Raw genomic sequence first — 23014 nt, forward strand, 5'->3', positions numbered from 1 at the left:
AACCTTATTAATCGATTAAAATGAATTTACATTTTATAAAAAATAACAAAATGAAAAAATATAATAAATACTTCGTATTACTTTTTGCTCTGCTGTTAGCAATAAGTTGTCAAAAAGATGATTTTGCTTTTGGCGATTTGGCGGCGCCCTCTAATATTCAGGTAACAGCTGAAATTATAGGAAAAACTACTGATGCTCCAAACGGAGACGGATCAGGAACGGTAAAATTGACTGCAAAAGCAGATAATGCTGTTTCATTTAAATATGTTTTTAGCGATGGAACATCTGAAACTTCGCCAAGCGGTATTTTTACAAAACGTTTCACAAAAACAGGAGTAAATATCTATACTATAACAGTAATTGCAAACGGAAGAGGCGGTGTAGCATCAAACACAACACTTGATGTTACGGTGTTAAGTAACTTTAGTGATGATGAAGCTGTAGCGTTCTTAACAGGTGGCTCATCTAAAAAATGGTATTGGTCAGCTTCAGAAGCAGGACATTTAGGAGTTGGTCAAAACGATGGCGATGCAACTAAAAACTATTATGCAAACTACTATATGGCAGGACCGTTTGAAAAAGCAGCATCGCCGGCAAGCAGCTGTTTATACGAAAACGAATTGACTTTCTCAAAAGATGGAGATCAATTGAAATTTGAATTAAACAACGGTGGAGCAACATTCTTTAACGCAGCTTTTGCAAGCGTAGGAGGAGGAAGCGGACCAGACGATGCTTGTTTAACTTATAATACAAGCGGCGTTAAAACTGTTTCATTAAGTCCATCAGAATCTGTAGTTACCAAAAATCCAAACCATGCAACACAAACAAGAGGAACAATGCTGAACTTCTCTGATGGTGGATTTATGGGGTACTATATTGGTCAAAGTTCTTATGAAATCTTGTCAATCACAGCAAACAGAATGGTAGTAAGAGCAGTAATGGGAGGAAACCCTGCATTAGCATGGTATCATATTTTTACTACTACAAAACCAACTCAAAATCCAACGACAGATTATACAAATCTGGTTTGGTCAGATGAGTTCAATACAGATGGAGCGCCAGATGCGACAAAATGGAATTATGATTTAGGAAGAGGAGATAACGGCTGGGGAAATAATGAAAAACAAAATTATACCAACGCAGCAACAAACGTAAAAGTACAAGGAGGTAATTTGGTTATTACAGCTAAAAAAGAAGCTTCTGGCGGTGCAGATTATTCATCAGCCAGATTAAAATCAGATGCTAAATTTGCTTTTACATACGGAAAAGTTGAGGTTAAAGCTAAACTTCCAAGCGGAGCAGGAACATGGCCTGCAATCTGGATGCTTGGGCAGAACTATGCTTCTAAACCTTGGCCGGCCTGTGGAGAAATAGACATTATGGAACATGTGGGTAACAATCAAAATGTAATTTTGAGTACGCTTCATTATCCTGGACATTCAGGTGGAAATGGTAATACAGCATCAAAAACATACACCAACGTTTCAACAGAATTTCATGTTTATAAATTAGTATGGAGCCCTACATCGGTAAAAACTTATGTAGACGATGATTTACTTCATTCAGTTCCAAACGATGGTTCATTACCTTTTAACAGCGACTTTTTCTTGATTTTAAATGTAGCAATGGGAGGTAATCTAGGCGGTAATATTGATGGTGCTTTCACTCAGTCTTCTATGGAGATTGATTACGTGAGAATTTATCAATAGAATATGAGTTAATTAATTAGTAATTCTAGAAGGTCAGCTTCGGCTGGCCTTCTTAATTTTAAAATTATACTATGAATAAAATAATTTTACTATTGTTAATCTGCAGTTTTTCATATGCGCAGGAAACAAAGAGGAAATTGGTCTGGGAAGAAAATTTCAATGCTAAAAAATTAAATGAAAAAGTCTGGAATTTCGAACTTGGAGACGGCTGCCCAAATTTGTGCGGTTACGGAAACAATGAAAGACAAATCTATACTAAAACAAACCATGAATTTAAAGATGGAAATTTAGTAATTGAAGCCAGAAAAGAAGGAAATAAATATACTTCGACAAAAATTACAACCAAAGGAAAAAAACAGTTTAAATACGGCCGAATCGAAGCCAGAGCAAAACTTCCTATCGGACACGGTTTATGGCCGGCTTTCTGGATGTTAGGAGCTAATATTGATGAGGTTAAATGGCCCAAAACAGGAGAAATTGATATTTTAGAATACATCGGAAGAGATCCGCATATGGTTTATACGACCCTTCATACGCAGGACAGTCATGGAAATACTATCAATACAAAAAGAACCGAATTTCCAAATATTGAAGAAGGTTATCATGTGTATGCAATTGAATGGGATAAAGATAAAATAGCCTTTTTTGTTGATTCAACTTTAGTTTATACCTTCAATCCCGAAGTTAAAAATGAAGACACATGGCCCTTTGATAAACCATTTTATATTATCGTAAATTTAGCCATTGGAGGTAATTTTGGAGGTCCTGAAGTAGATGATTCTGTTCTTCCTCAAAAATATTACGTCGATTATGTACGTGTTTATCAATAAAAAAAAATAGAATTCAATTTTACCCAAAAAGCAGGTGTAAATAGCTTAAATATTTAATTGTAAGTTATTTACATTTGTTTTTTAAATCGTTTTGAACCGCATTTTTTTAACTTTTTTTATCAAAAACAGCCTCTGCAGCAAAAAACTTAACGTTTTAATGTTAATTATTATTGTTTTTGTTTGCTTTTTAAAATAAATATTTGTTAAATTTGGTCACAATAATTAACATAACTCAAAAAAGATCACGCCTATAAAATAAAATTACTTTTTAGAAAAATTACTCCAAATTATTAAAACTAAAAAAGTAGTATTATGGCTGATCTGCAAATTCCAGACGCTCTATTAGTAAAAAATTATGTTGAAGGCAGTGAAGCTGCTCTTGCAACATTAATAAAAAGGCACGAATCTAAGATATATGGATTTATATATTCTAAGATTGCTGATAGAGATATTTCAAATGATATTTTTCAAGATACTTTTATTAAAGTAATCAAAACCTTAAAAAGTAATTCCTATAACGAAGAAGGTAAATTTCTTCCTTGGGTAATGCGTATTTCACATAACTTAATTGTGGACCACTTTCGCAAAACCAAAAAAATGCCAATGTACAGAGAAACCGAAGAGTTTTCAATCTTCTCTATTATGTCTGACGATTCATTAAATGTTGAAAGCAGAATGATTGTAGATCAGGTTGAGGTTGACTTAAAAAGGTTAATCGAAGAACTTCCTGAAGATCAGAAAGAAGTATTGGTAATGAGAATGTATCAGGATATGAGTTTCAAAGAAATATCAGAATTAACAGATGTAAGCATCAATACAGCATTAGGAAGAATGCGTTATGCGCTTATGAATTTGAGAAAAATAATTGACAAACATCAAATTATTTTAACCAACTAATACTATTTTGAATATTAGCTCGTTATACTATTATAAAACATTTACACAGTATGGCGAAAATTTACTCAAAAAAAGCGTTAGCTTCTAAAGATTTGAAACCTAAAAAAGAAGTAATTTCTTTTTTACTAAGTTATTCACAAGCCCTAACGGTTGTGAAAATTGAAGATAAAAATTTTGAGATTATAGCTAATTAAACAGCCCGCTGCTTTAGTCGGATGTTTATTTCGAAAGAAAAACCAAATGGTCGTTTTGGTTAAAAGCTCACTATTTGTATGGAAATACAGGTAGTGAGTTTTTTTATGGCTTTAAATGCATGAATTTTACTTAGTTAAGATAGATTTTAGTGTGCTTTTTTCAATACTAATTTTTCTAATTGTCTGTTTAGTTTCTTCACTTTACCTAAAATTAACCTGAAATTTGATTTTGGTTTAAATTATATTTTTGTTAAAATTTAATATTTTTAGCTAAAATATTTCTTTATTCAATAATTAATTTTATTTTAGTTAAAAAATAACTATTATTTCATAAAAACATAAGAATTTTTCGTATTAAAACATTTCAACCACCTAATTATGTCCAACCAATAACCAAAAACCTATGAAGAAAAACTACTCTACCTTATTTCGTTTTGTTTGTTATACCCCTTAGTTATTTACTAAGAAGTTTGATTTTTTGAGAAATTAAATTTAGAGACTTATGGCAATTTTGATCTCTAAATCTTATTTTTTCAAATGACCGCAGGTTGAAGTTCTCCACTATCATTTTTGCGGCAAAATTCATTCAAAAAACCTAAATCTATTTTTAACAACCAAAACCCAACCGAAATATGAAAACGAACCTAAAGATGTTATCAATGCTGTTATTGATAAATGTCGCAGCATTTGCTCAAAATGATCAAATAAAAGAAGCGCAGTCTTTATACGATAAAGGAAAAAGCGAGGAAGCATTGGCAATTTTAAACAAAACAGAATACCTTATCCTTAATGCATCAGATGAAGCTAAATCTGATTATTATTTTTTAAAAGGAAATGTATATAAGGATTTAGCTGGAAAAAATATAGATGCAGCTAATAATTTTACGTTTGCCTCACAGGCCTATCAAGATGTGTTTTTGTACGAAAACGAATCAGGAAAGTTTAAATTTACAGTTAAAGCAAATGCAGCTTTAAAAGCTATGAAATCTACTCTTGTTAATGGTGCAATGACCGATTTTAATGCTGGAAAATTCAAAGAAAGTGCAGAGAAAAGTTATAAAGTTTATTTGTTTGATAAAAAAGACACATTGAACTTATATAACGCTGCAGCATCTTCTATAAATGCTAAGGATTACGAGTCGGCAGTAAAATATTATGAAATCTTAAAGAAGATAAATTTTTCCGGAAAGAGAATGATGTATTATGCTACAAACAAAAAAACAAAAGAAGAAGATTTTTTTGTTTCTACAAAAGCCAGAGAATCAGCTATAGAACAAGGGTTTTATGAAAGACCAAGAAACGAGTTAGTTCCTTCAAAAAAAATAGAGGTTAATAGTAATTTAGCTTACGCTTATTTGGAGAAAAAAGATTATCCTAAAGCCGAAGCAGCTTATAATTATGTCTTGGAACTTAACCCTAATTACCTGGATGCCTATATAAATATGGCGTATTTGAAACTGCAAGTCAAAAAAGATTTAGCAGATGAAATAGCTTCTTTAGGAACTTCACCATCCGAAATGCAAAAATATGACAAACTAAACGCTAAAAAAGATGATATTGCCCGCAGTGCAATTCCGTATCTAAAACAAGCACTTATTATTGAACCAAAAAATCCAGAAGCTACAAAAACACTTTTGGGAGTATATCGATCACTTGATATGACAAATGAATACAATTCCTTAAAAAGCAGTATGTAAAATAAAAAAGAAGCTGCTAAACTTTCTTTTTAGCAGCTTCTTCTATTATAGACTTTTTACCAATAGTCCTCGTAATAATATCTTTTTCTAAACTCCAGCCTCTTGCAGGCGAATACTCACGTCCATACCAAATAATCTGTAAATGCAGATCATTCCATGTATCTCTCGGAAATAATCTTTTAGCATCCTTTTCAGTCTGAACAACATTTTTCCCATTCGATAAATTCCATCTGTACATCAGTCTGTGAATATGTGTGTCAACGGGAAAAGCCGGAACTCCAAAAGCCTGAGACATAACAACACTTGCGGTTTTATGCCCAACAGCAGGCAAAGATTCAAGCGCTTCAAAACTCTGCGGAACTTCACCGTTATATTTTTCAATCAAAATTTCAGATAAACCATGAATTCCCTTTGATTTCATTGGTGATAAACCACACGGACGAATAATTTCCTTAATTTCTTCCACAGACATCTTCACCATATCATACGGATTATCTGCTTTTGCAAACAAAAGCGGTGTAATCTGATTCACGCGAACATCGGTACATTGTGCCGAAAGTAAAACAGCAATTAATAAAGTATATGGGTCTTTGTGATCAAGCGGGACAGGTATAGTAGGGTAGAGTTCTTTTAACGTATTTATAACAAATTGTACGCGAGCTTCTTTATTCATTTCCGTAATTTTAAAGTGTAAAAATAGCGATTTATAACTTATAAGTTATCTTTGTTTTAAATCTAAAATCAACAATCTGAAATCTAAATAAAAAGATATGACAACATTAAAAGCCGGAGATAAAGCACCAAACTTTTCAGGAACAGATCAAGACGGAAAAACACATAAACTGGCAGATTATGCTGGAAAGAAATTAGTAGTATTCTTTTATCCAAAAGCAAGTACGCCAGGCTGTACAGCTGAAGCCTGTGATTTAAGAGATAATTTCCATCGTTTCCAAGCTAATAATTACGAACTTCTTGGCGTAAGTGCTGATAGTCAAAAGGCACAAACCAAATTCAAAGAAAAATACGAATTACCATTTCCATTATTAGCCGATGAAGACAAATCTGTAATTAATGCATTTGGTGTTTGGGGACCCAAAAAGTTCATGGGAAGAGAATACGACGGAATCCACAGAACCACTTTCGTAATCAACGAAAAAGGAGTCATCGAAGAAGTAATCGAAAATGTAAAAACAAAAGAACACGCAGCGCAGATTTTGAAATAAGTTTTTTGTTTCAAGTTGCAATCTTGATGTATAATTTTAACGCAAAGCACGCTAAGGTTTTACGCAAAGTACGCTAAGGTTTTTTATATGTAAGTTTTTATAAAAAAAAACAAGGTTCGCAAAGCTTGGTCAGCACAAAGCTTTGCGAACTTTGAGCATTGTAAATGCAATCTATAATAAAAAAAACTTAGCGTGCTTTGCGTTAAAATTATACGCAAAACACCTGAAACCTGAAACAAAAAAAGTCCCAAATAGGGGACTTTTTATCAAGCTTTTTGCTCTAGTTCTTTCTGCGGATGATATCCAAAAAGATGATGTTCTTTTATAATTTCGGCAACACCAGATGGAAGCATTGGTTCCCAACCGGTTTTTCCTTGTCCAATCATTTTTAGTACTTCGCGAGAGAAAACATTTAGTATGTCTGGATTGTAATCTTTAATGTCAACCACTTTACCATTGAATTTAAAGAATTTGTATAATTCTTTCATTCTAGGATGAACTTTCAAGTTGTCAGAAGTAATAACTTCACCATTTTCACCTAACATTGGATATAAGAATACTTTCATGTCACGGTAGAATAATTTTCCGAAAGCCTCTAGGATTCCACCACTTAAATGACGATAGTATTTCTCATCAAAAATATCAACAAGGTTGTTTACACCCATTGCTAATCCCATACGGGCTTTGGTATAATTAGAAAAATACTCAACCACTTTATAATATTCCTGAAAATTTGAAATCATAACCGTTTGACCAAGCGAACAAAGCAACTCAGCTCTGTCCATAAAATCACGCTCATCAATTTCACCATCCGAACGTAAATTCGAAAGTGTAATTTCAAAAACAACTAGCGTATTGTCTTTTTCAACTTTGTTTTCTTCGAGAAACATTTTTAATGATTTCTCATACATGTCAAGATTTACATTTGTAACCGGACGGAAACTTCCTCTAAAAGCAAGAAGATTCTTTTTGTATAAAACAGCTGCTGGTAAAACATTCTTTCCATCTGGATTAAACATTACGGCATCCGTCATTCCGTTTTTAACCAGCTGTAAACTCATCAAACGATTGTCAACATCAGCAAAACGAGGTCCCGAAAAATTGATAGTATCGATCTCTAATTGATCCTTATCTAAGTGATCGTATAAATATCGCAGTAAACGTTTTGGGTCATTATATTTATAGAAAGCACCGTAAATTAAATTTACACCTAAAATTCCGAGTGTTTCTTGTTGTAATCTGGCGTCAGTTTCTTTAAAACGAATGTGAAGAATAATTTCGTTATATGCCTCGTCTGGTTCAATTTGGTATCGAATTCCAACCCAGCCGTGTCCTTTAAACTGTTTGGCAAAATCTATTGTTGCTACCGTATTAGCGTAGCTGAAGAAAAGTTTATTTGGGTGTTTTTCTCTGCTCAAACGTTCTTCGATCAATTCACCTTCAAAGGTAAGCATTTTTTTTAGCCTGTTTTCGGTAACATATCTTCCGTCACCTTCAATCCCGTAAACAGCATCACTAAAATCTTTGTCATAGGCCGACATCGCTTTTGCAATAGTTCCTGAAGAACCTCCGGATCTGAAAAAATGTCTAACTGTCTCTTGTCCAGCGCCAATTTCAGCAAATGTTCCGTAAATATTCTCGTTTAAATTAATGCGTAAAGCTTTGTCTTTTATAGAAGGAATCTGTTCGATGACCTTGTCACCTTTGAGTTTTATTTCTGTACCCATTTTATTTTAAATAGATTTGTTACAAAGTTAGTAAATTAGGGTTCTAATGAAAGAGAAATAATCCTATTTTTGTAAAAAAATTAAGTTCAATTGAAGGTCTATTTTTTAGGTACTGGTACTTCTCAAGGTATTCCGATCATCGGAATCGATCATCCCGTTTGTAAAAGCACTGATGCTAAGGACAAAAGGCTCCGTGTATCCATCTGGATTACATGGGACGAGCATTCATTTGTAATCGATTGCGGTCCCGATTTCAGACAGCAAATGCTTTCTTGCGGATGTCGTAAACTCGACGCTATTTTATTTACACATGAACATGCAGATCATACTGCTGGTTTAGATGATATTCGCCCGTATAATTTCAGGCAAGGCGAAATTCCTATTTACGGACATAAACGCGTTCTTGATAATTTAAGACGACGTTTTGATTATGTTTTTGAAACCGTAAATAAATATCCGGGTGCTCCAAGCGTAAAAACGATTGAAGTCAAAAACAACGAACCTTTTGCAACTGGAGATAAAATTGCGATTCCTATAAATGTAATGCACGGTGATTTGCAAGTCTTTGGATATAGAATCGATGATTTTGCTTATCTAACCGATGTAAAAACAATTGAATCAGCTGAAGTTGAAAAACTTAAAGGTTTAAAAGTTTTGGTTGTAAATGCTTTGCGCGTTGAACCGCATGATACTCATTTTAACTTGCAGGAAGCCCTTGATTTTATCAATTTGGTAAAACCTGAAAAAGCTTATTTAACACACATTAGCCATGTTTTAGGTTTTCACGAAGAAGTGCAGAAACAACTTCCTGAAAATGTTTATCTGGCCTACGATAATTTAGAAATTACAATTTAATTATACCACAAAATGAAAAAATCCTTAATGCTTTACCTTTTTATCCTTGCGATATTAATGAATGTTTTTACTTATATGTTTTACAGCCGAGAAGTAAGTTTTGGCGAAGAAAGATATGAGAAAACAACTAAAAAGCTAAGAGACAGCATTAATTTAGTATCAGCAAAATTAGCCGATGCAGATTATTTTTCTTTAGAACACAATGAAAATGCACAAAACTACTTTGATAACAGTGCTTCTGGAGGAAAAGTAATTTTATTTGAAAAGCTAATTCCGGTTGTAACTGAGAAACTTTTAGATTTTAATGCCAATCCAAAAGGAAATCCATATACAGGACAAGATCAAATTGGCCCAAATAAATTTATCATCAATAAAGTAAAAATATTGAATCACCGTTGGATCATTGCAGATTACAGTAATGGAGAATTATGGGGAGAAGTCTTGTTAAAATACTTTGTTGATAATGATGATAATATTACCTTTGAAGTAAATCAAACTTGGTTATATCAAAAATAGGATTTTTTAATCCTATTTTTTTTTGACTAATAATTAAAAATGAGGATTATGAAAAAGATGTTTTTGTTTACGATTATCGCAGCTGCGACATTTTCTTGTGCTAAAAAAGTTTCACAGGAAAACACAACTGTTAAAGAACCACAGGAAAAGAAATTAGTGGGAGGGGACTCTGATGCACACGTATGTAAAGGTTCTGCAGGATACACTTGGTCAACGCTTAAAAAAGAATGTATCCGAATTTTTGAAGGAACTAAACTATCGCATACAGAAGAAACGGGTAAAACGTATACAACCGCTGCTTACGTAATTTTTGATGGAAACAAAGCCGAACTTTTTCTGGATACTCAAAAAGAATCCATTATTTTAGAAAGAAAATCCGAAGGTGATTCGTGGGTTAATGGCGATTTACAATTAATTCCATGGAAAGGATATGTCTTGAAAAAAGCAGGGAAGATTATTTATACAGGAGAATAAAGTTTACAGTTTTCAGTCTCAGTTTACAGCTTATAACTTTGTCAAAGTTTCAAACTTTGACAAAGTTTTCAGATTGTAATTAACAGTTCAAGACTGAAAACTGAGACTGAACACTGTAAACTTATAAAGCCAGCCAATTCTTAAAATCAAAGAAATTCTGAGGAGCCACACCATGACCAACAGGATATTCTTTATAAGTAACCGGAATATTTAGTTTTTCTAAAATTGCAGGAGTTTTTCTCGCCCATTCAATTGGAATAACCTGATCTACAGTTCCGTGTGAAGCGAATATTTTTAAGTTTTTGAAGTCATTTTTCTCAAAACCTTCTTTGATGATTTCTTCATTAAAATAACCACTCATTGCCACAACTCTCTGGATTTTTTCAGGATACGAAAGCGCAGCAGAATAACTCAAAATAGAACCCTGACTAAATCCAATTAAAGTTACGTTATTGGCATCAATAGGGTAATTGGCAACCAATTCATCAATAAAAGAAGCAATTACATCTCTTGACGTTTTAGCTTGTTCATTATCTGAAAATTTATTCTGATCTGCATCAAAATTGATCGCATACCAGGCATAAGCACCATATTGCAAATCATAAGGCGCTCTGGCCGAAATGATGTAATAATTATCAGGAAGTTCAGAAGCAAAAGAAAATAAATCGGCTTCGTTGCTTCCGTAGCCGTGCAATAAAAGCAATAACGGATTTTTATCTAAAATTACTTTTGGTTCTTGTATTTTATATTCTAAAGATAGATTCATTTTTTTAATTGTGAATTGTAAGTTGTGAATTATAAATTTTAAACTTTGTGAAAGATTCAAACTTTGACAAAGCGATTAGATAATAAAAAATCTGTTTTTATCCGCGTTTTTGCTTGCAAATCTGCGTCATCCGTGTTCAAAATTTATATGCTGATTTCAACGGATTTCTTTTTTGGAATTTCAAAATTTCGAATTTTCTTTTATCCTATAGATTTTAGCAATTTCTGATATAAGCCGCCAACTAAAGGCATTGGCCTTGTTTGACCTTGTATTGCGCTAAAAATTCCATAAGTCCATAATACTGACATACAAATCCACATCGGAAAAGTAATTAAATAACTGTCAAAAGGGCTAATGATTAAGGCTAAGGAAATAAAAGTAATCGATAGTCCTGCGGACTGACGAATATGAAAAGACGCAAAACTGTTTTTGTTTTCAGAATTCATAGACATTGCAATCAAAACGCCAATAATTAAGATATAACTCGTAATGGCAATTGATTTTCCTTCTTCGATTGTATTGTTCATTGTATTATTTTGTAACAAGTTGATTTTGATTTAAAATTCCGTACACAGAACCTTTAAGTTCAGTTCCTAAAAAAGCAGAATTTTTAGATTTTGAAAGAATATTTTCTTTCGTAAAAGTTGATTTTCCTTCCGGAGTAAAGAAAGTAAAGTTAGCTTTTGCACCTTCTTCTATTGTATTGTTTTCAAGACCAAAAACAGTTCTTCCAGAAGTTAGTTTTGCAATCACAGTTTCTAAAGGTAAAACCGTTAATAACGCTCCAAAAGCACTTTCAAGTCCGATAGTTCCATTTTTCGCAGTATCAAATTCCATTTTTTTGAATTCAATATCAATCGGATTATGGTCTGAGGTAATCGTATCGATAGTTCCGTCGGCAATTCCGTTTAGTAAAGCCTGTCTGTCAACTTCTGTGCGTAATGGCGGAGTCACTTTAAAACGCGTGTCAAAATCGTCTAGTTTTTCATCGGTTAAAACCAAATGATGTACAGAAACACTCGTGGTTACGCTTAAACCTTTTGCTTTAGCTTCTCTAATTAACTGAACCGATTTTGCTGTAGAAATTGTCGGAATATGAAGTTTTCCGCCTGTATATTCCAATAAAAATAAGTTTCTTGATATTTGAAGTTCTTCGGCTAGATTTGGAATTCCTTTCAAACCTAATCTTGTAGAAACGATTCCTTCATTAGCAACTCCGTTTCCTTTTAGGTTTGGATCTTGCGAATAAGTGATAACCAAACCATCAAAATCCTGTACATATTGCAAGGCAATTTTTAGCAAATTAGCATTTTCAATACTTCTGTTATAATCTCCAAAAGCAATGGCTCCGGCTTTTTTCATGTCGTAAAGTTCTGCCATATCTTTTCCTTCGCTGGCTTTTGTTAAAGCACCAATTGGAAAAATTTCCGTTGCAAAACCATTTGCTTTGTTTTTTACAAAATTTACCTGCGATTGATTGTCAATAATAGGGAAGGAGTTTGGCTGTAACGCAATTGCTGTAAAACCGCTTTTTGCAGCAACATTTAATCCGTTTGCAATAGTTTCTCTGTCTTCGTAACCTGGTTCTCCAAGAGAAACACTGCTGTCAAACCAACCTTGAGAAACATGAAGATCGTCGAATCTTACTATTTCTGCATCATCATTTGGAAGAGAAACTCCTATTTTTTCAATTAAACCATCTGCAATTAAAAGATCAACGGTCTGGTTATGAAACGGACTTTTTGAGTCGATAATTTTGGCGCTTTTGATGATTATTTTCATATGTAGAGAAATTTATTTTTTTAGTTAAAGATTCTTGCATGTCATTTCGACGAAGGAGAAATCGCATCCAATTTTCTGCTCAGTGCGTTCTCAGCATGTGCGATTTCTCCCTGCGGTCGAAATGACATACGAAACGAACAGTTAGAAATCTATTTCACGAATTTTATAATCGCCATTTCTAATGCTAAAAATAACAGTGCAAAGATAACAAACCATTTCCAAATTTGGCTGTCAGTTCGCTCAGTTTGTAAGGTGTTAAAAATGGTCGAAATCGTATCGGCGGTTTTAAAATCAGAAACCACGTTTGTGTTTACCTGACTCAAATCGCTTTCGGTTCTTTTATAGTTGAAACTCAAATTTTCAACCCATTCTTTTTTGTCAAAAATGCTGTAATTTCCGGCTGTTTCCGGGAAATCATTAAACGTTAATTTGACTTTATTATTCAAAATCTGCTGAATCGGAATAAACGAATCTTCTGTTCCTTTTACTTCCAGAATAGCATCTTTTGTCAATAAAACATCCACAAAATAAGGTTGATTATTGCCAATAGTTAAAGCATTTACGCCTGTTTTTTGATTGTTCTGTGCCATTTTATAAAACAACGGAACAATTAAAGGCGATTGCTGAAAGTTGGAATTTGCTGCATTTATTGGTGCCGAGAATATTGTAATTCCAGCAGTTGGATTTTGAATTGCCGTTACAAATGTACTTTGATCTTCATAAGATAAAACCGCCGGATAAGGACTTGAAATATCAAATGAACTGCTTGTTTTTGGATATTGGAAATTCGTGATTTTATTCTCAAAAACTCCTGAAAATAAAGGATGATCAAAATTGATTTTGGTAATGAGTTTGCTTTCTGTTTTGAGATTGTTGAACTGAACTTTTCCAAAATTTCCTAAAAATGAATTCAGGTTTGAAATAGAACTTTTTTCAGAAGGAATCACAACTAAGTTGCCGCCTTTAGAAACAAACGCTTTTAAAGTCGTTTGTAAAGCCTGAGGAATTTCTACTAATTCGTTTAAGATTATTGTATTTTGTTTTTCTAAACTATTATAATCTAAAGAACTGATAGAGTAATTGTTATAATTGAATTCGGCAGAAGTGTAAATTCTCGATAAGAAATTACTTTTTTCAGGTTCGCCAATACTAATTACGTTTGTTTTTTTGTTTTTAGAAATGCTGAAAAACAATTTGTTATCATAAGTTAAACCATTGTCTTCAATAGAAACATATCCGTGAAAAGCTTCTTTTGGAATCGTGAAGTTGATTTTCTTTTTCTTTGCATCAAAATTGATAATTGTTTTAGCAATCAGTTTGTTTTGATTGTATAAAGCAGTCGAAATTGGTTTGAAATCTTCTCCGTAACCTGATAAATTTACACTTATTTCATAGAAATTTTCTAAAGTCTGATTGATGTAAACGCTGTCAATTGAAACGTTATTTTTTTGTTCCGCTTCCGGAATTATGAAATAGGGTTTTTCTTCAGAATCAATGTTTTTAATATCATTTTCAGTCAAACCAACAGCATCAGAAATAATGACAATGTCTTTTTTATGTGCCGATTTATGCGCTTTTACTTTTGCCATAATCGACGAAAGTTCAAATGGCGTTGCGCTATATTTTAGATTTTGTAAAGCAGTTTTAGATGATTTTATATCGGTATTCCAATAATTTTCTGTGTTTGTCAGCAATGAAAATTGAGCTGTTTCGGGCGTATTTTCCAGTAATTCCTGAACGGCACGTTTTAGCAATTCTCCTTTTTTGCCTTTTGCCTGCATACTAAACGAGTTGTCTAAAATAATATACATTTCGTTTGAGGCATTTTTACTGTCTTTAGCTTCAAAAAAAGGTTGTGCAAAGGCAATAATGGCGCACGTAAGCAATAAAAGGCGAGTGGCAAGCAATAATCGTTTTTTGATTTTAGAACTTTTACGAGTCTGAATTGCAAGTTCTTTTAGGAAACGAACATTGGTGAAATAAGAAGTTTTAAATCTTCGTAATTGAAATAAGTGAACCAAAATTGGAACAATCAATAAAAAAAGAAAGTATAGAATTTCGGGATGTTTAAAGTGCATTCTGGCTTCGATTTACTTCGCTACTTTTATTTTTCGCGAAGATGCTGGTCAAAAATACAAATTTTTTGGTTGAACCATATAAGTTCATGTAAGAGATTATAAGTAAAAAATATTTAAGTGTTCTAAAATGAACTTATATCACTTATATGGTGAAAATCCTTTTTTAAAAATGTAACTTTTCTGGTTTTATTTGTAATGATCTGAAAGATATTATTGCGTATTTTAGCGTATTCAAAAAAAACAAACTATGAAAAAAATATCTCTAATATTATTTTCAGCTTTTGCATTAACCACTGTAAAAGCTCAAAATAAATTTAACCTTTTGGTTGGAACTTATACGAATACATGCCAGAGTAACGGAATTTATGTTTATGAATTTGATGCAAATTCGGGAGATTTTAAACTTAAAAACTCTTCAGAAAATGTAGTGAGTCCGAGTTATTTATCAGTTTCGGCAGATAATAAATTTATTTATGCAGTAAACGAAAACGGAACACAAAGTACGGTAAGTGCATTTGGATATGATTCTGCATCAGGAAAAATTAATTTTTTGAATAAAAATGATGCTTTAGGAGCAGATCCTTGTCATTTGATAAATGATGATAAAAATGTAATTGTTGCCAATTATTCTGGCGGAAATATAGTAGTTTATAAAAAGAATACTGACGGAAGTATTTCTGAAGTGCAGCAATTGATTCAGCACGAAGGAAAAGGCCCAAACGCGGCACGTCAGGAAAAAGCGCATGTGCATATGGTTGTTTTTTCTCCAGATAAAAAGTTTGTGCTTTCTAATGATTTAGGTTTGGATAAAGTGTTTATTTACAAATACAATCCTGCGTCTAAAAATGAAATTCTGACTTTAAAAGGAAGTGTTGATGTTAAACCGGGAAGCGGCCCAAGGCATTTGACTTTTAGCAAAGACGGAAAATTTGTTTATTTAGTTCAGGAATTAGATGGTACGCTGACAACTTTCAGTTATGATAAAGCCGGAAGTTTAAAGGTAATTGCCGAAACCAGTATTTTACCAAAAGGTTTTAAAGGAGGGACGGGCGCAGCAGCCATAAAAATCTCACCCGATGGAAACTTTTTATATGTTTCAGACCGTGTAGATGCTAATGCGATTTCGGTATATAAAATCCTTAAAAACGGAAGTATAGAATTAGTTGAGCAGCAAAGTACTTTAGGAAAAGGCCCAAGAGATTTTTCTATTGACCCAACCGGAAATTATCTTTTAGTTGGTCATCAATATACAAATGATATTGTTATTTTTAAAAGAGATATCGCAACAGGAAAAATTACAGACACAGGAAAAAGAATTCAATTGTGTTCGCCTGTAGGGCTGGTTTTTACGAAAATTTAATCTAAGTTGCTAAGGTTCTAAGGAACTAAGATGCTAAGAAAAAAGGCTCAAATATTCTTTGAATATTTGAGCCTTTTAAATTTTTAAAAAACTTAGAATCTTAGTAACTTAGCACCTTAGTATCTTACTTATTCCCATCTTTTCTCTTCTTATCTCTCGTTTTCAACATATTTCGATTGACAGAACCGTGGGTTTTCTTTTTTGTTTTTGAAGGGCCTCCTAAATTGACTTTTTTATTCTTTTTAGATTTTTCATGAAAAGCTCCGTCTCCTTCGAGTTTTACTTTTTTCATTAAAAACTTAATAGGCTGTTTGTCTTTTTCAGGTTCGATTAATTTTGTTGAAACTTCAACTTCTTCAGGGAAATCAGTGATATCAAGTTCCTGGTTCATTAAAACTTCGACTTCAATTTTAAATTCTTCTTCTCTTGGAGTAACAAAACTAATGGCTGTTCCTGTAGCATCTGCACGCCCTGTACGACCAATTCTGTGCATGTATAATTCTGGTTCTTCCGGAAGTTCGAAGTTAATTACGTGTGAGATATTAGAAATATCCAAACCTCTCGCCATAATATCGGTTGTAATTAAGCCGCGAAGATTTCCTTCCTGAAATTCTGCCATTGTGCTCAAACGATAATTTTGAGATTTATTCGAGTGAATTACACCAAATTGTCCTTCAAAATCTTCTTCAATGCGTGTGTGAAGCATATCCGAAATCTTTTTATTGTTTACGAAAACCAAAACACGATCCATGCTTTCGTCATTCTGCAATAAATGTTTTAACAGATTTACTTTTGTATTGAAATTGGGAACGTTGTATGTAATTTGAGTAATTTTTTCAAGCGGTGTTCCCGATGCTGCAAGCGTAACTTCTTCTGGGAAATCAAAATAATCATTTAATATATCATCAACTTCATCTGTCATTGTTGCAGAGAATAATATATTTTGACGTTTGGTTTTCATCATCGCCAATAGTGAAGTCAGCTGTGGTCTGAAACCAAGATTCAGCATTTCGTCAAATTCGTCGATTACTAATTTTTGCGTTTCATCAAAACGAACAACAGCGTCAAGCGCTAAATCCATTGTACGACCCGGAGTTCCAACTAAAATATCGACACCTTCGTAAACAGCTTTTTTTTGTGTATTGATGTTTACTCCTCCATAAATCCCCAATGTTTTAACCGACATATATGCGGTTAATTTCTCGACTTCTTCGACAACCTGAACCACTAATTCACGGGTTGGAACAAGTACAACAATTTTTGGTGTATTGGTATTGGTGAATTTATAAAGTTTTAAAAGAGGTAGTAAATAAGCAAATGTTTTACCGGTTCCGGTTTGCGCAATTCCCATCATATCACGTCCAGACATGATTACAGAGAAAGATTTTTCCTGAATAGGAGTAGGCGTAACAAAACCTAATTCGTCAACAGCTTTTTGTAATGATTTTGGGAGATTGAATTTTTCGAAAGTACTCATTTGCATTAAATTTTGTGCAAATGTACGTTAAAATGATGGTTTTTTGTTGATTTTGTTTTTTTGATAATGAATTGTCACCCTGAGCGAAGTCGAAGGGACGTGCCAATTGGGGCGTGGGCTGCGACTTCGCTCAGCCTGACACTCAAAAACTTTAAATTCTAAAACCCTTCAAAAACACCCAAACCAAACAAAGCAAAATCGTACTTTACAGGATCTGCAGCGTCCATTTTACGAAGTTGTGTATCTAATTCTAATAAAGCTTTTGCGTCATTTTGCTTTCGCGAAAGAATTCCTAGTTTGCGGGCAACATTTCCTGAGTGAACATCAAGCGGACATGATAATGCAGAAGGAGAAATAGTTTTCCAGATTCCTAAATCGACACCTTTTGTGTCTTGGCGAACCATCCAGCGTAAATACATGTTTATACGTTTTGCTGCCGAATTGTTTAAAGGGTCTGAAATATGTTTTTGAGTTCGTGGTAAATGATCGATTTCGAAAAAGATCTTTTTGAATTCGCTTATACTTTTCTGAAGACTGTCTTTTTCCTGATTTTTAGCAAAAACTGCTTCAAGTCCGTTGTGGTTTTTGTAAATGTGTTGTAAACCTTTAATGAATCCGTCGAAATCTTTTCCGTTGAAAGTTCGGTGAACGAAGTTTTCTAAATCGGCTAAATTATCTTCGGAGTGCGACATGACAAAATCGTAAGGCGTATTGCCCATTAATTCCATCATTTTATGAGAATTCTTGATAATCATTTTACGATTTCCCCAAGCGATTGATGCGCTTAAGAACCCTGCAATTTCGATATCTTCTTTTTGAGAAAATAAATGCGGAATCTGTACAGGATCACTTTCGATAAAATCCTGATTGTTATATTGAATGACTTTCTCGTCGAGAAATTCTTTGAGTTCTTTTTGATTCATTTGAAATGAAATGTTCTTGTTTATTCGAGTGTCCTAGCCCTGATGGGAGCGGCATCCTTTTGTGCCGGGGTTCGGCGCAAAAGATATAGCGGACAGCAGGAAATAGCTCCTGTAAATATTAATTACTAATTTGACCGTCGACCATAATTAATTTTCTGTCGGCCATATTGGCTAATTCTTCGTTGTGGGTTACAATTACAAAAGTCTGTCCGAATTCGTCGCGAAGCTTGAAAAACAATTGATGTAAATTTTCGGCAGAATGTGTATCGAGATTTCCAGACGGTTCATCGGCAAAAATCACGTCGGGTTTGTTAATTAAGGCTCTTGCAACGGCAACACGCTGTTGTTCGCCGCCCGAAAGTTCGCTTGGTTTGTGATGAATTCTGTGTGATAAACCTAAATATTCTAAGATTTTTTTAGCTTCTTTTTCGGTTTGCGCTTTCGATTTATTCGCCATAAAAGCGGGAATACAAACGTTTTCTAAAGCTGTGAATTCTGGTAATAATTGGTGAAACTGGAAAATAAATCCTAGATTTAAATTTCTAAATTCAGATAGTATTTTGTCTTGCTTGCTTTTCTTTTTAAAATACCTGTTGTAGTAAATGAACATTAAAAGTATTGGTAAACATAAGATGCTAATTGTTGCTGATCGTAATGTTTCATCTAAGATTTTTGTTCTGAAAAACAATAAAAAAACTATTAGTAGTATAGTATAAATTGAGCCAGACCAGGTTACAATTTTAAATGTTTTTTCTTCTTTTGAATTATCATTTTCAATATCCTGTAGTTTCAAAATATTTTCACCATTAATGGTTAATGATGATTCTGAGTTTCTTTCGGGTGTATCTAAAGTTCCCAGAATTTGAAGTAAAGTCGTTTTTCCGGCACCGGAAGCTCCAACAATCGAAACAATTTCGCCTTTCTTAATATGTAAATCAACTCCTTTTAAAACCTCAAGTTTGTCGTAGAATTTATGTATGTTTTTTGCGTGTATCATTTAGTGAAACTGTTTTTACAAAGAAACGAAGAATCTATCGATATAAAAATGTGTTGTAACAGAATTTTATGAAGTAATTTTACGTTTACTTTTAATAATTCAATATTTGAAAAATGAGATTAAAAATAGTTCTGTTTGTATTTATAATTGGGCTTGCTGCTGTTTTTGTTAGTGCTGAACAATATTCTGATGATTTATTTTTAACTTATAAAGTTGATGTTAAAAAGCAGCATTTAAGATTGTTTTGGAAAGATAATAAAGGAAAACGATTTGAAAGTATCGAGAATCTTAAACTTTGGACTGCTTCAAAAAATCTTAAATTAGATTTTGCCATGAATGCCGGAATGTACAAGGCAGATCATTCTCCGCAAGGACTTTATATTGAAAAGCAAAAAGTGTTATCTCCTTTGGATACCCTAAAAGCAGACGGAAATTTTTATTTAAAACCAAATGGCGTATTTTTTATTACGACTAAAAAAACTGCGGTAATTTGTACGACGGAAAATTTCAGGAATAATAAAGAAATTGAATTTGCTACACAATCTGGGCCAATGTTAGTTATTGATGGTCAGATTCATCAAGCTTTTAAAGAAGGGTCGAAAAATCTAAATATTAGAAACGGAGTAGGCATTTTGCCTAATGGAAACGTAGTTTTTGTGTTGTCTAAGAAAGAGGTTAATTTCTACGATTTTGCGAATTATTTTAAAACTTTAGGCTGTAAAAATGCGCTTTATCTTGACGGATTTGTGTCCCGTGCGTATCTCCCTTCACAAAACTGGATTCAAACAGATGGAAATTTTGGTGCGTTATTTGCAGTAACAAGAAATAATTAAAAGGTGGAAATTTTGAAATTAAATTTAATATTCAAATAAAATGAATTTGATGAATTATTTTTAATTTCGGAACAAAAACTCAAATCAAACTTAAAATGCAAGACCTAAAAGTTGTAGATGACAATAGAATGTCAAAATTAATTATTGGATTAATTTTGGACGGAATTGGTATGATTTCTTTTTCGATTCCGCTTCTTGGCGAATTTTCAGATGTAATTTGGGCGCCAATCGCGGCTATAATTATGACCAGAATGTATAAAGGCAGAGTTGGAAAAGTAGCCAGTGTTTTAACTTTTATTGAAGAAGTAATTCCGTTTACGGATATCATTCCTTCTTTTACATTGACCTGGATTTATACTTATTTCTTTTCTAGTGAGAGAGTGAGAGAATAAAACTAGTTTTTGAATAAAAATCCTAATCCCATGTTTTTGAGCATTTTCTTTTCGAAGTTCCAAAAGAATTTAAATTGCCCAAAGATGGTTCCTATTGCGACTAATAGAACCTGATAAATAGGGAAAATTATAAGCAGCCGAATTAAGGTAAACCAGCCTCCAAAATCTTCTTTGGTGATTCCCAGCCAAACACAAAATGGTTTAGACAGCCAGGCAGAAGCCGATCCTGTGATGGCAAAAACAGTAAGTATTATAATGGCTTGTAGATTTGAGGAGATTCCCCAGCGTTCTTTTAGTTTATTCATTGCTATTTGTAATGATTACAAATATAGTAATTATCTTGAAGGAACATACCCCCAAAGTTTTTGTTTGTAAGTATTTTGAAAATAAATCATGTAATTGTAAATTAGGTAGTTTACTTCGTATCCGTAATGAATGTCAGGACGGTAATTAATCGACATTTCATATAAGTCAGGGCTATAACGCTGCGGCTGTAAAACGCGGCTGTTCCATTCGGTTACGTACAAGTTGTTTTTGTTTTCAAGATATGCTAATGAATGGTAATTTCTAGGATAGGCTCTAGATGCCAGCCAGCTGCTAAAACCGTTATCGATAATGATTACTTCATATTCGAGAGAATCGTTTGCAATTCTAACGGTATCACTTATTTTTTTGTTTGAAGCAGTAGTGTCTGCACTTGCAATATTTTTTGAAGTCGTAGAGCAAGCAATTATTGTTAGTGCTATAATTAATATGGTGATACACTTTTTCATAACCCTAAAGTTACGAAATTTTTTTGAAGTTGCTAAGGTTCTGAGATGCTAAGATTCTAAGACTCAAAGCTACTGAGTTTTTTTATTTTAAAAACAAAAAAAAGCCGTTTATATAATAAACAGCTTTTAATATTTTATTACTTAGAATCTTAGTAACTTAGTATCTCAGAATCTTTACTTACTTCCAAACAATTTCCCAATAAACCCGGCGATACCGCCTTTGCTTTTGGTAACTACAAGTACATCGGCAACGTCTAGTTTTCCGTCGTTGTTTTGGTCAAGGCCAAATTGAGTTCCGTATTTTGAAATGGTATCCATGATTCCAGATGCTTGTCCGCTGTTTCCTGAAATCGAATTTATAATATCCGAAATCTGAAAACTGCTGTCGTTTGGGTCTTTTGCTTTATTTACTAATGAACCTAAAATCTGCGGAATTAAGTTTGAAGCTACGCCAGAAGAATCAGCACTGCTTAAACCAAATTTTTCGCCTAAATTTCCAGATAATTGCTGTGTAATTTGCTGTACTACAGGATTTGAACTATCGATAGGAGAGCTTCCATTAAATAAACCTGCTAGTTGTTCACCTCCGCCTTCTGAAGCTATTTTTTTTAAACCATCAAAAATTGAATTACTGGTTTCGCTTATTACGGCTTCGTTATGCTCATTTGGGACAGCGGCATTGTTTACAACAGCATCGCCTCCGTATTGCTGTACTAATTGGGTTAATTGTTCAAACATAATATTTAAGGGTTTAAATTATACACCAAAATTAATAAAAAAAAGAAAGGGATTTACTACAAATTAGTAGTAAATCCCTTTAAAGATAATCTATTTTTTAATTACTAGCTTAACAAAGTAATAATTTGTGATGCTAATTCAGTACCAATTCTGTCTTGTGCTTCTCCAGTTGCAGCTCCAATGTGTGGAGTTAATGAAATTTTTGGGTGCATTAAAATTGTCATTTCTGGTTTTGGTTCGCTTTCAAAAACGTCTAAACCTGCAAAAGCAACTTTTCCTGAATCTAAAGCTTTTACTAAAGCAACTTCATCAATAACACCTCCACGAGCACAGTTTACGATTCCAACTCCGTCTTTCAAAAGTTCAAATTCTTTTTCTCCAATGATGTAACCATCTTGAGCAGGAACGTGTAATGTGATGAAATCAGATTCTTTAAATAAAGATTCTAATGATTGAGAAACAATTGTAGTTGTGATAGACTGTCCGTCGAAAAATTCAACTTTTACATCTACCTGAGGAATAAAGCTATCAGCAGCGATAACTTTCATTCCTAAACCAAGAGCCATTTTTGCTGTAGCTTGTCCGATACGACCAATACCAACAATACCAAGCGTTTTTCCTCTTAGCTCAACTCCGTTTGCGTATGCTTTTTTCAAACCGTCAAAGTTTGAATCTCCTTCAAGAGGCATGTTTCTGTTTGAGTCATGTAAGAAACGAACACCAGAAAATAAGTGTCCAAATACCAATTCAGCAACAGATTCTGAAGATGAAGC

Annotated in this window: 25 protein-coding genes and 1 pseudogene; 12 read left to right on the forward strand and 14 right to left on the reverse strand. The window is 33.3% G+C overall.

The window, feature by feature from the left end; genetic code table 11:
* Positions 1-50 precede the first annotated feature (50 nt).
* The 5 genes from B3C18_RS24065 (at position 51) to B3C18_RS24085 (ending at position 5327) form a co-directional block, all read left to right on the forward strand.
* The gene (locus B3C18_RS24065) at positions 51-1709 is read left to right on the forward strand and encodes a glycoside hydrolase family 16 protein (protein ID WP_291152846.1); all 1659 of its coding nucleotides are present in this window, start codon (positions 51-53) and stop codon (positions 1707-1709) included.
* 71 nt (positions 1710-1780) lie between these two features.
* Complete coding sequence (locus B3C18_RS24070; RefSeq protein ID WP_291152848.1) at positions 1781-2539, forward strand: glycoside hydrolase family 16 protein; 759 nt, start codon at positions 1781-1783, stop codon at positions 2537-2539.
* A 312-nt stretch (positions 2540-2851) separates the two neighbouring features.
* Entirely contained in the window at positions 2852-3436 is a 585-nt protein-coding gene (locus B3C18_RS24075) for an RNA polymerase sigma factor (protein WP_053473705.1), read from the forward strand.
* A gap of 50 nt (positions 3437-3486) precedes the next feature.
* On the forward strand, positions 3487-3630 hold the full coding sequence (locus B3C18_RS24080; protein ID WP_165590706.1) for a hypothetical protein: 144 nt from the start codon (positions 3487-3489) through the stop codon (positions 3628-3630).
* A 632-nt stretch (positions 3631-4262) separates the two neighbouring features.
* Positions 4263-5327, forward strand: coding sequence for a tetratricopeptide repeat protein (locus B3C18_RS24085; protein ID WP_291152853.1), 1065 nt, complete (start codon positions 4263-4265; stop codon positions 5325-5327).
* Positions 5328-5343: 16 nt separating this feature from the next.
* On the opposite strand, the gene B3C18_RS24090 is transcribed toward B3C18_RS24085, so the two are convergent.
* Positions 5344-6000 (reverse strand): endonuclease III domain-containing protein, encoded by a 657-nt coding sequence (locus B3C18_RS24090; RefSeq protein WP_056206362.1) that lies wholly within the window; start codon positions 5998-6000, stop codon positions 5344-5346.
* A 97-nt stretch (positions 6001-6097) separates the two neighbouring features.
* On the opposite strand from B3C18_RS24090, the gene bcp reads away from it, so the two are divergent.
* On the forward strand, positions 6098-6550 hold the full coding sequence (gene bcp / locus B3C18_RS24095; RefSeq protein ID WP_291152858.1) for a thioredoxin-dependent thiol peroxidase: 453 nt from the start codon (positions 6098-6100) through the stop codon (positions 6548-6550).
* A gap of 266 nt (positions 6551-6816) precedes the next feature.
* Here bcp and B3C18_RS24100 read toward each other — a convergent pair whose 3' ends face one another.
* Entirely contained in the window at positions 6817-8277 is a 1461-nt protein-coding gene (locus tag B3C18_RS24100) for a TonB-dependent receptor (RefSeq protein ID WP_291152861.1), read from the reverse strand.
* 90 nt (positions 8278-8367) lie between these two features.
* Here B3C18_RS24100 and B3C18_RS24105 point away from each other — a divergent pair, with 90 nt between their 5' ends.
* Genes B3C18_RS24105 through B3C18_RS24115 form a run of 3 tightly spaced genes read left to right on the forward strand, consistent with a single transcriptional unit; the run spans position 8368 to position 10122 of the window.
* Positions 8368-9132, forward strand: a complete 765-nt coding sequence (locus B3C18_RS24105) for an MBL fold metallo-hydrolase (protein WP_291152863.1) — start codon at positions 8368-8370, stop codon at positions 9130-9132.
* Positions 9133-9144: 12 nt separating this feature from the next.
* Positions 9145-9648, forward strand: a complete 504-nt coding sequence (locus tag B3C18_RS24110) for a hypothetical protein (RefSeq protein WP_291152865.1) — start codon at positions 9145-9147, stop codon at positions 9646-9648.
* A 48-nt stretch (positions 9649-9696) separates the two neighbouring features.
* On the forward strand, positions 9697-10122 hold the full coding sequence (locus tag B3C18_RS24115; protein WP_291152867.1) for a hypothetical protein: 426 nt from the start codon (positions 9697-9699) through the stop codon (positions 10120-10122).
* Positions 10123-10243: 121 nt separating this feature from the next.
* Here B3C18_RS24115 and B3C18_RS24120 read toward each other — a convergent pair whose 3' ends face one another.
* The 4 genes from B3C18_RS24120 to B3C18_RS24135 all read right to left on the reverse strand — a co-directional run bounded on the left by B3C18_RS24120 (position 10244) and on the right by B3C18_RS24135 (position 14748).
* Positions 10244-10888 carry an alpha/beta hydrolase gene (locus B3C18_RS24120; RefSeq protein WP_256634067.1) on the reverse strand — a complete coding sequence of 215 codons (645 nt, stop codon included), beginning with the start codon at positions 10886-10888 and terminating at the stop codon, positions 10244-10246.
* Positions 10889-11088: 200 nt separating this feature from the next.
* Positions 11089-11415: a hypothetical protein gene (locus B3C18_RS24125; RefSeq protein WP_073483046.1), complete on the reverse strand. Its 327-nt coding sequence runs from the start codon at positions 11413-11415 to the stop codon at positions 11089-11091.
* Positions 11416-11419: 4 nt separating this feature from the next.
* Positions 11420-12670 carry a dihydroorotase gene (locus B3C18_RS24130; RefSeq protein WP_291152872.1) on the reverse strand — a complete coding sequence of 417 codons (1251 nt, stop codon included), beginning with the start codon at positions 12668-12670 and terminating at the stop codon, positions 11420-11422.
* 149 nt (positions 12671-12819) lie between these two features.
* Positions 12820-14748 (reverse strand): vWA domain-containing protein, encoded by a 1929-nt coding sequence (locus B3C18_RS24135; RefSeq protein ID WP_291152875.1) that lies wholly within the window; start codon positions 14746-14748, stop codon positions 12820-12822.
* A gap of 247 nt (positions 14749-14995) precedes the next feature.
* On the opposite strand from B3C18_RS24135, the gene B3C18_RS24140 reads away from it, so the two are divergent.
* Positions 14996-16108 (forward strand): lactonase family protein, encoded by a 1113-nt coding sequence (locus tag B3C18_RS24140; RefSeq protein ID WP_291152878.1) that lies wholly within the window; start codon positions 14996-14998, stop codon positions 16106-16108.
* A 124-nt stretch (positions 16109-16232) separates the two neighbouring features.
* Here the strand turns inward: B3C18_RS24140 and B3C18_RS24145 are convergent, their stop codons facing one another.
* From B3C18_RS24145 to B3C18_RS26055, 4 genes and pseudogenes are all read right to left on the reverse strand, one after another.
* The gene (locus B3C18_RS24145; protein WP_291152880.1) at positions 16233-17585 is read right to left on the reverse strand and encodes a DEAD/DEAH box helicase; all 1353 of its coding nucleotides are present in this window, start codon (positions 17583-17585) and stop codon (positions 16233-16235) included.
* A gap of 158 nt (positions 17586-17743) precedes the next feature.
* Entirely contained in the window at positions 17744-18508 is a 765-nt protein-coding gene (locus B3C18_RS24150) for a TIGR02757 family protein (protein ID WP_291152882.1), read from the reverse strand.
* A gap of 118 nt (positions 18509-18626) precedes the next feature.
* Positions 18627-19304: an ABC transporter ATP-binding protein gene (locus B3C18_RS24155; protein WP_414655362.1), complete on the reverse strand. Its 678-nt coding sequence runs from the start codon at positions 19302-19304 to the stop codon at positions 18627-18629.
* Positions 19281-19505, reverse strand: a pseudogene (locus B3C18_RS26055) (ATP-binding cassette domain-containing protein); the annotation flags it as partial. The pseudogene B3C18_RS26055 and the gene B3C18_RS24155, both read right to left, overlap by 24 nt.
* Positions 19506-19618: 113 nt before the next feature.
* Here B3C18_RS26055 and B3C18_RS24160 point away from each other — a divergent pair.
* Both B3C18_RS24160 and B3C18_RS24165 read left to right on the forward strand, forming a co-directional pair.
* Entirely contained in the window at positions 19619-20338 is a 720-nt protein-coding gene (locus tag B3C18_RS24160) for a phosphodiester glycosidase family protein (protein ID WP_291152886.1), read from the forward strand.
* A 95-nt stretch (positions 20339-20433) separates the two neighbouring features.
* On the forward strand, positions 20434-20730 hold the full coding sequence (locus tag B3C18_RS24165) for a hypothetical protein (protein WP_053473692.1): 297 nt from the start codon (positions 20434-20436) through the stop codon (positions 20728-20730).
* Between the two features lie 2 nt (positions 20731-20732).
* Here the strand turns inward: B3C18_RS24165 and B3C18_RS24170 are convergent, their stop codons facing one another.
* The 4 genes from B3C18_RS24170 to B3C18_RS24185 all read right to left on the reverse strand — a co-directional run.
* Entirely contained in the window at positions 20733-21035 is a 303-nt protein-coding gene (locus B3C18_RS24170) for a DUF6787 family protein (protein ID WP_291152890.1), read from the reverse strand.
* Positions 21036-21065: 30 nt separating this feature from the next.
* A complete protein-coding gene (locus tag B3C18_RS24175; RefSeq protein ID WP_291152892.1) occupies positions 21066-21503 on the reverse strand; it encodes a DUF6146 family protein in 438 nt (145 codons plus the stop codon).
* A 174-nt stretch (positions 21504-21677) separates the two neighbouring features.
* The gene (locus B3C18_RS24180; RefSeq protein WP_291152894.1) at positions 21678-22241 is read right to left on the reverse strand and encodes a DUF937 domain-containing protein; all 564 of its coding nucleotides are present in this window, start codon (positions 22239-22241) and stop codon (positions 21678-21680) included.
* A 104-nt stretch (positions 22242-22345) separates the two neighbouring features.
* Positions 22346-23014: NAD(P)-dependent oxidoreductase (locus B3C18_RS24185; protein ID WP_291152896.1), on the reverse strand; the 669-nt coding region annotated here is incomplete at its 5' end.

It is taken from the genome of Flavobacterium sp. UBA7680 (assembly GCF_002482975.1).
GTDB lineage: Bacteria > Bacteroidota > Bacteroidia > Flavobacteriales > Flavobacteriaceae > Flavobacterium.

What these genes read in the sequence shown, in the direction of transcription:
- B3C18_RS24175 (WP_291152892.1), bottom strand. Translation starts at nt 21,503, where the DNA reads ATGAAAAAGTGTATCACCATATTAATTATAGCACTAACAATAATTGCT.
- bcp (WP_291152858.1), top strand. Translation starts at nt 6,098, where the DNA reads ATGACAACATTAAAAGCCGGAGATAAAGCACCAAACTTTTCAGGAACA.
- B3C18_RS24070 (WP_291152848.1), top strand. Translation starts at nt 1,781, where the DNA reads ATGAATAAAATAATTTTACTATTGTTAATCTGCAGTTTTTCATATGCG.
- B3C18_RS24160 (WP_291152886.1), top strand. Translation starts at nt 19,619, where the DNA reads ATGAGATTAAAAATAGTTCTGTTTGTATTTATAATTGGGCTTGCTGCT.
- B3C18_RS24150 (WP_291152882.1), bottom strand. Translation starts at nt 18,508, where the DNA reads ATGAATCAAAAAGAACTCAAAGAATTTCTCGACGAGAAAGTCATTCAA.
- B3C18_RS24085 (WP_291152853.1), top strand. Translation starts at nt 4,263, where the DNA reads ATGAAAACGAACCTAAAGATGTTATCAATGCTGTTATTGATAAATGTC.
- B3C18_RS24075 (WP_053473705.1), top strand. Translation starts at nt 2,852, where the DNA reads ATGGCTGATCTGCAAATTCCAGACGCTCTATTAGTAAAAAATTATGTT.
- B3C18_RS24065 (WP_291152846.1), top strand. Translation starts at nt 51, where the DNA reads ATGAAAAAATATAATAAATACTTCGTATTACTTTTTGCTCTGCTGTTA.
- B3C18_RS24165 (WP_053473692.1), top strand. Translation starts at nt 20,434, where the DNA reads ATGCAAGACCTAAAAGTTGTAGATGACAATAGAATGTCAAAATTAATT.
- B3C18_RS24090 (WP_056206362.1), bottom strand. Translation starts at nt 6,000, where the DNA reads ATGAATAAAGAAGCTCGCGTACAATTTGTTATAAATACGTTAAAAGAA.
- B3C18_RS24125 (WP_073483046.1), bottom strand. Translation starts at nt 11,415, where the DNA reads ATGAACAATACAATCGAAGAAGGAAAATCAATTGCCATTACGAGTTAT.
- B3C18_RS24130 (WP_291152872.1), bottom strand. Translation starts at nt 12,670, where the DNA reads ATGAAAATAATCATCAAAAGCGCCAAAATTATCGACTCAAAAAGTCCG.
- B3C18_RS24170 (WP_291152890.1), bottom strand. Translation starts at nt 21,035, where the DNA reads ATGAATAAACTAAAAGAACGCTGGGGAATCTCCTCAAATCTACAAGCC.
- B3C18_RS24120 (WP_256634067.1), bottom strand. Translation starts at nt 10,888, where the DNA reads ATGAATCTATCTTTAGAATATAAAATACAAGAACCAAAAGTAATTTTA.
- B3C18_RS24145 (WP_291152880.1), bottom strand. Translation starts at nt 17,585, where the DNA reads ATGAGTACTTTCGAAAAATTCAATCTCCCAAAATCATTACAAAAAGCT.
- B3C18_RS24110 (WP_291152865.1), top strand. Translation starts at nt 9,145, where the DNA reads ATGAAAAAATCCTTAATGCTTTACCTTTTTATCCTTGCGATATTAATG.
- B3C18_RS24135 (WP_291152875.1), bottom strand. Translation starts at nt 14,748, where the DNA reads ATGCACTTTAAACATCCCGAAATTCTATACTTTCTTTTTTTATTGATT.
- B3C18_RS24080 (WP_165590706.1), top strand. Translation starts at nt 3,487, where the DNA reads ATGGCGAAAATTTACTCAAAAAAAGCGTTAGCTTCTAAAGATTTGAAA.
- B3C18_RS24115 (WP_291152867.1), top strand. Translation starts at nt 9,697, where the DNA reads ATGAAAAAGATGTTTTTGTTTACGATTATCGCAGCTGCGACATTTTCT.
- B3C18_RS24140 (WP_291152878.1), top strand. Translation starts at nt 14,996, where the DNA reads ATGAAAAAAATATCTCTAATATTATTTTCAGCTTTTGCATTAACCACT.
- B3C18_RS24100 (WP_291152861.1), bottom strand. Translation starts at nt 8,277, where the DNA reads ATGGGTACAGAAATAAAACTCAAAGGTGACAAGGTCATCGAACAGATT.
- B3C18_RS24180 (WP_291152894.1), bottom strand. Translation starts at nt 22,241, where the DNA reads ATGTTTGAACAATTAACCCAATTAGTACAGCAATACGGAGGCGATGCT.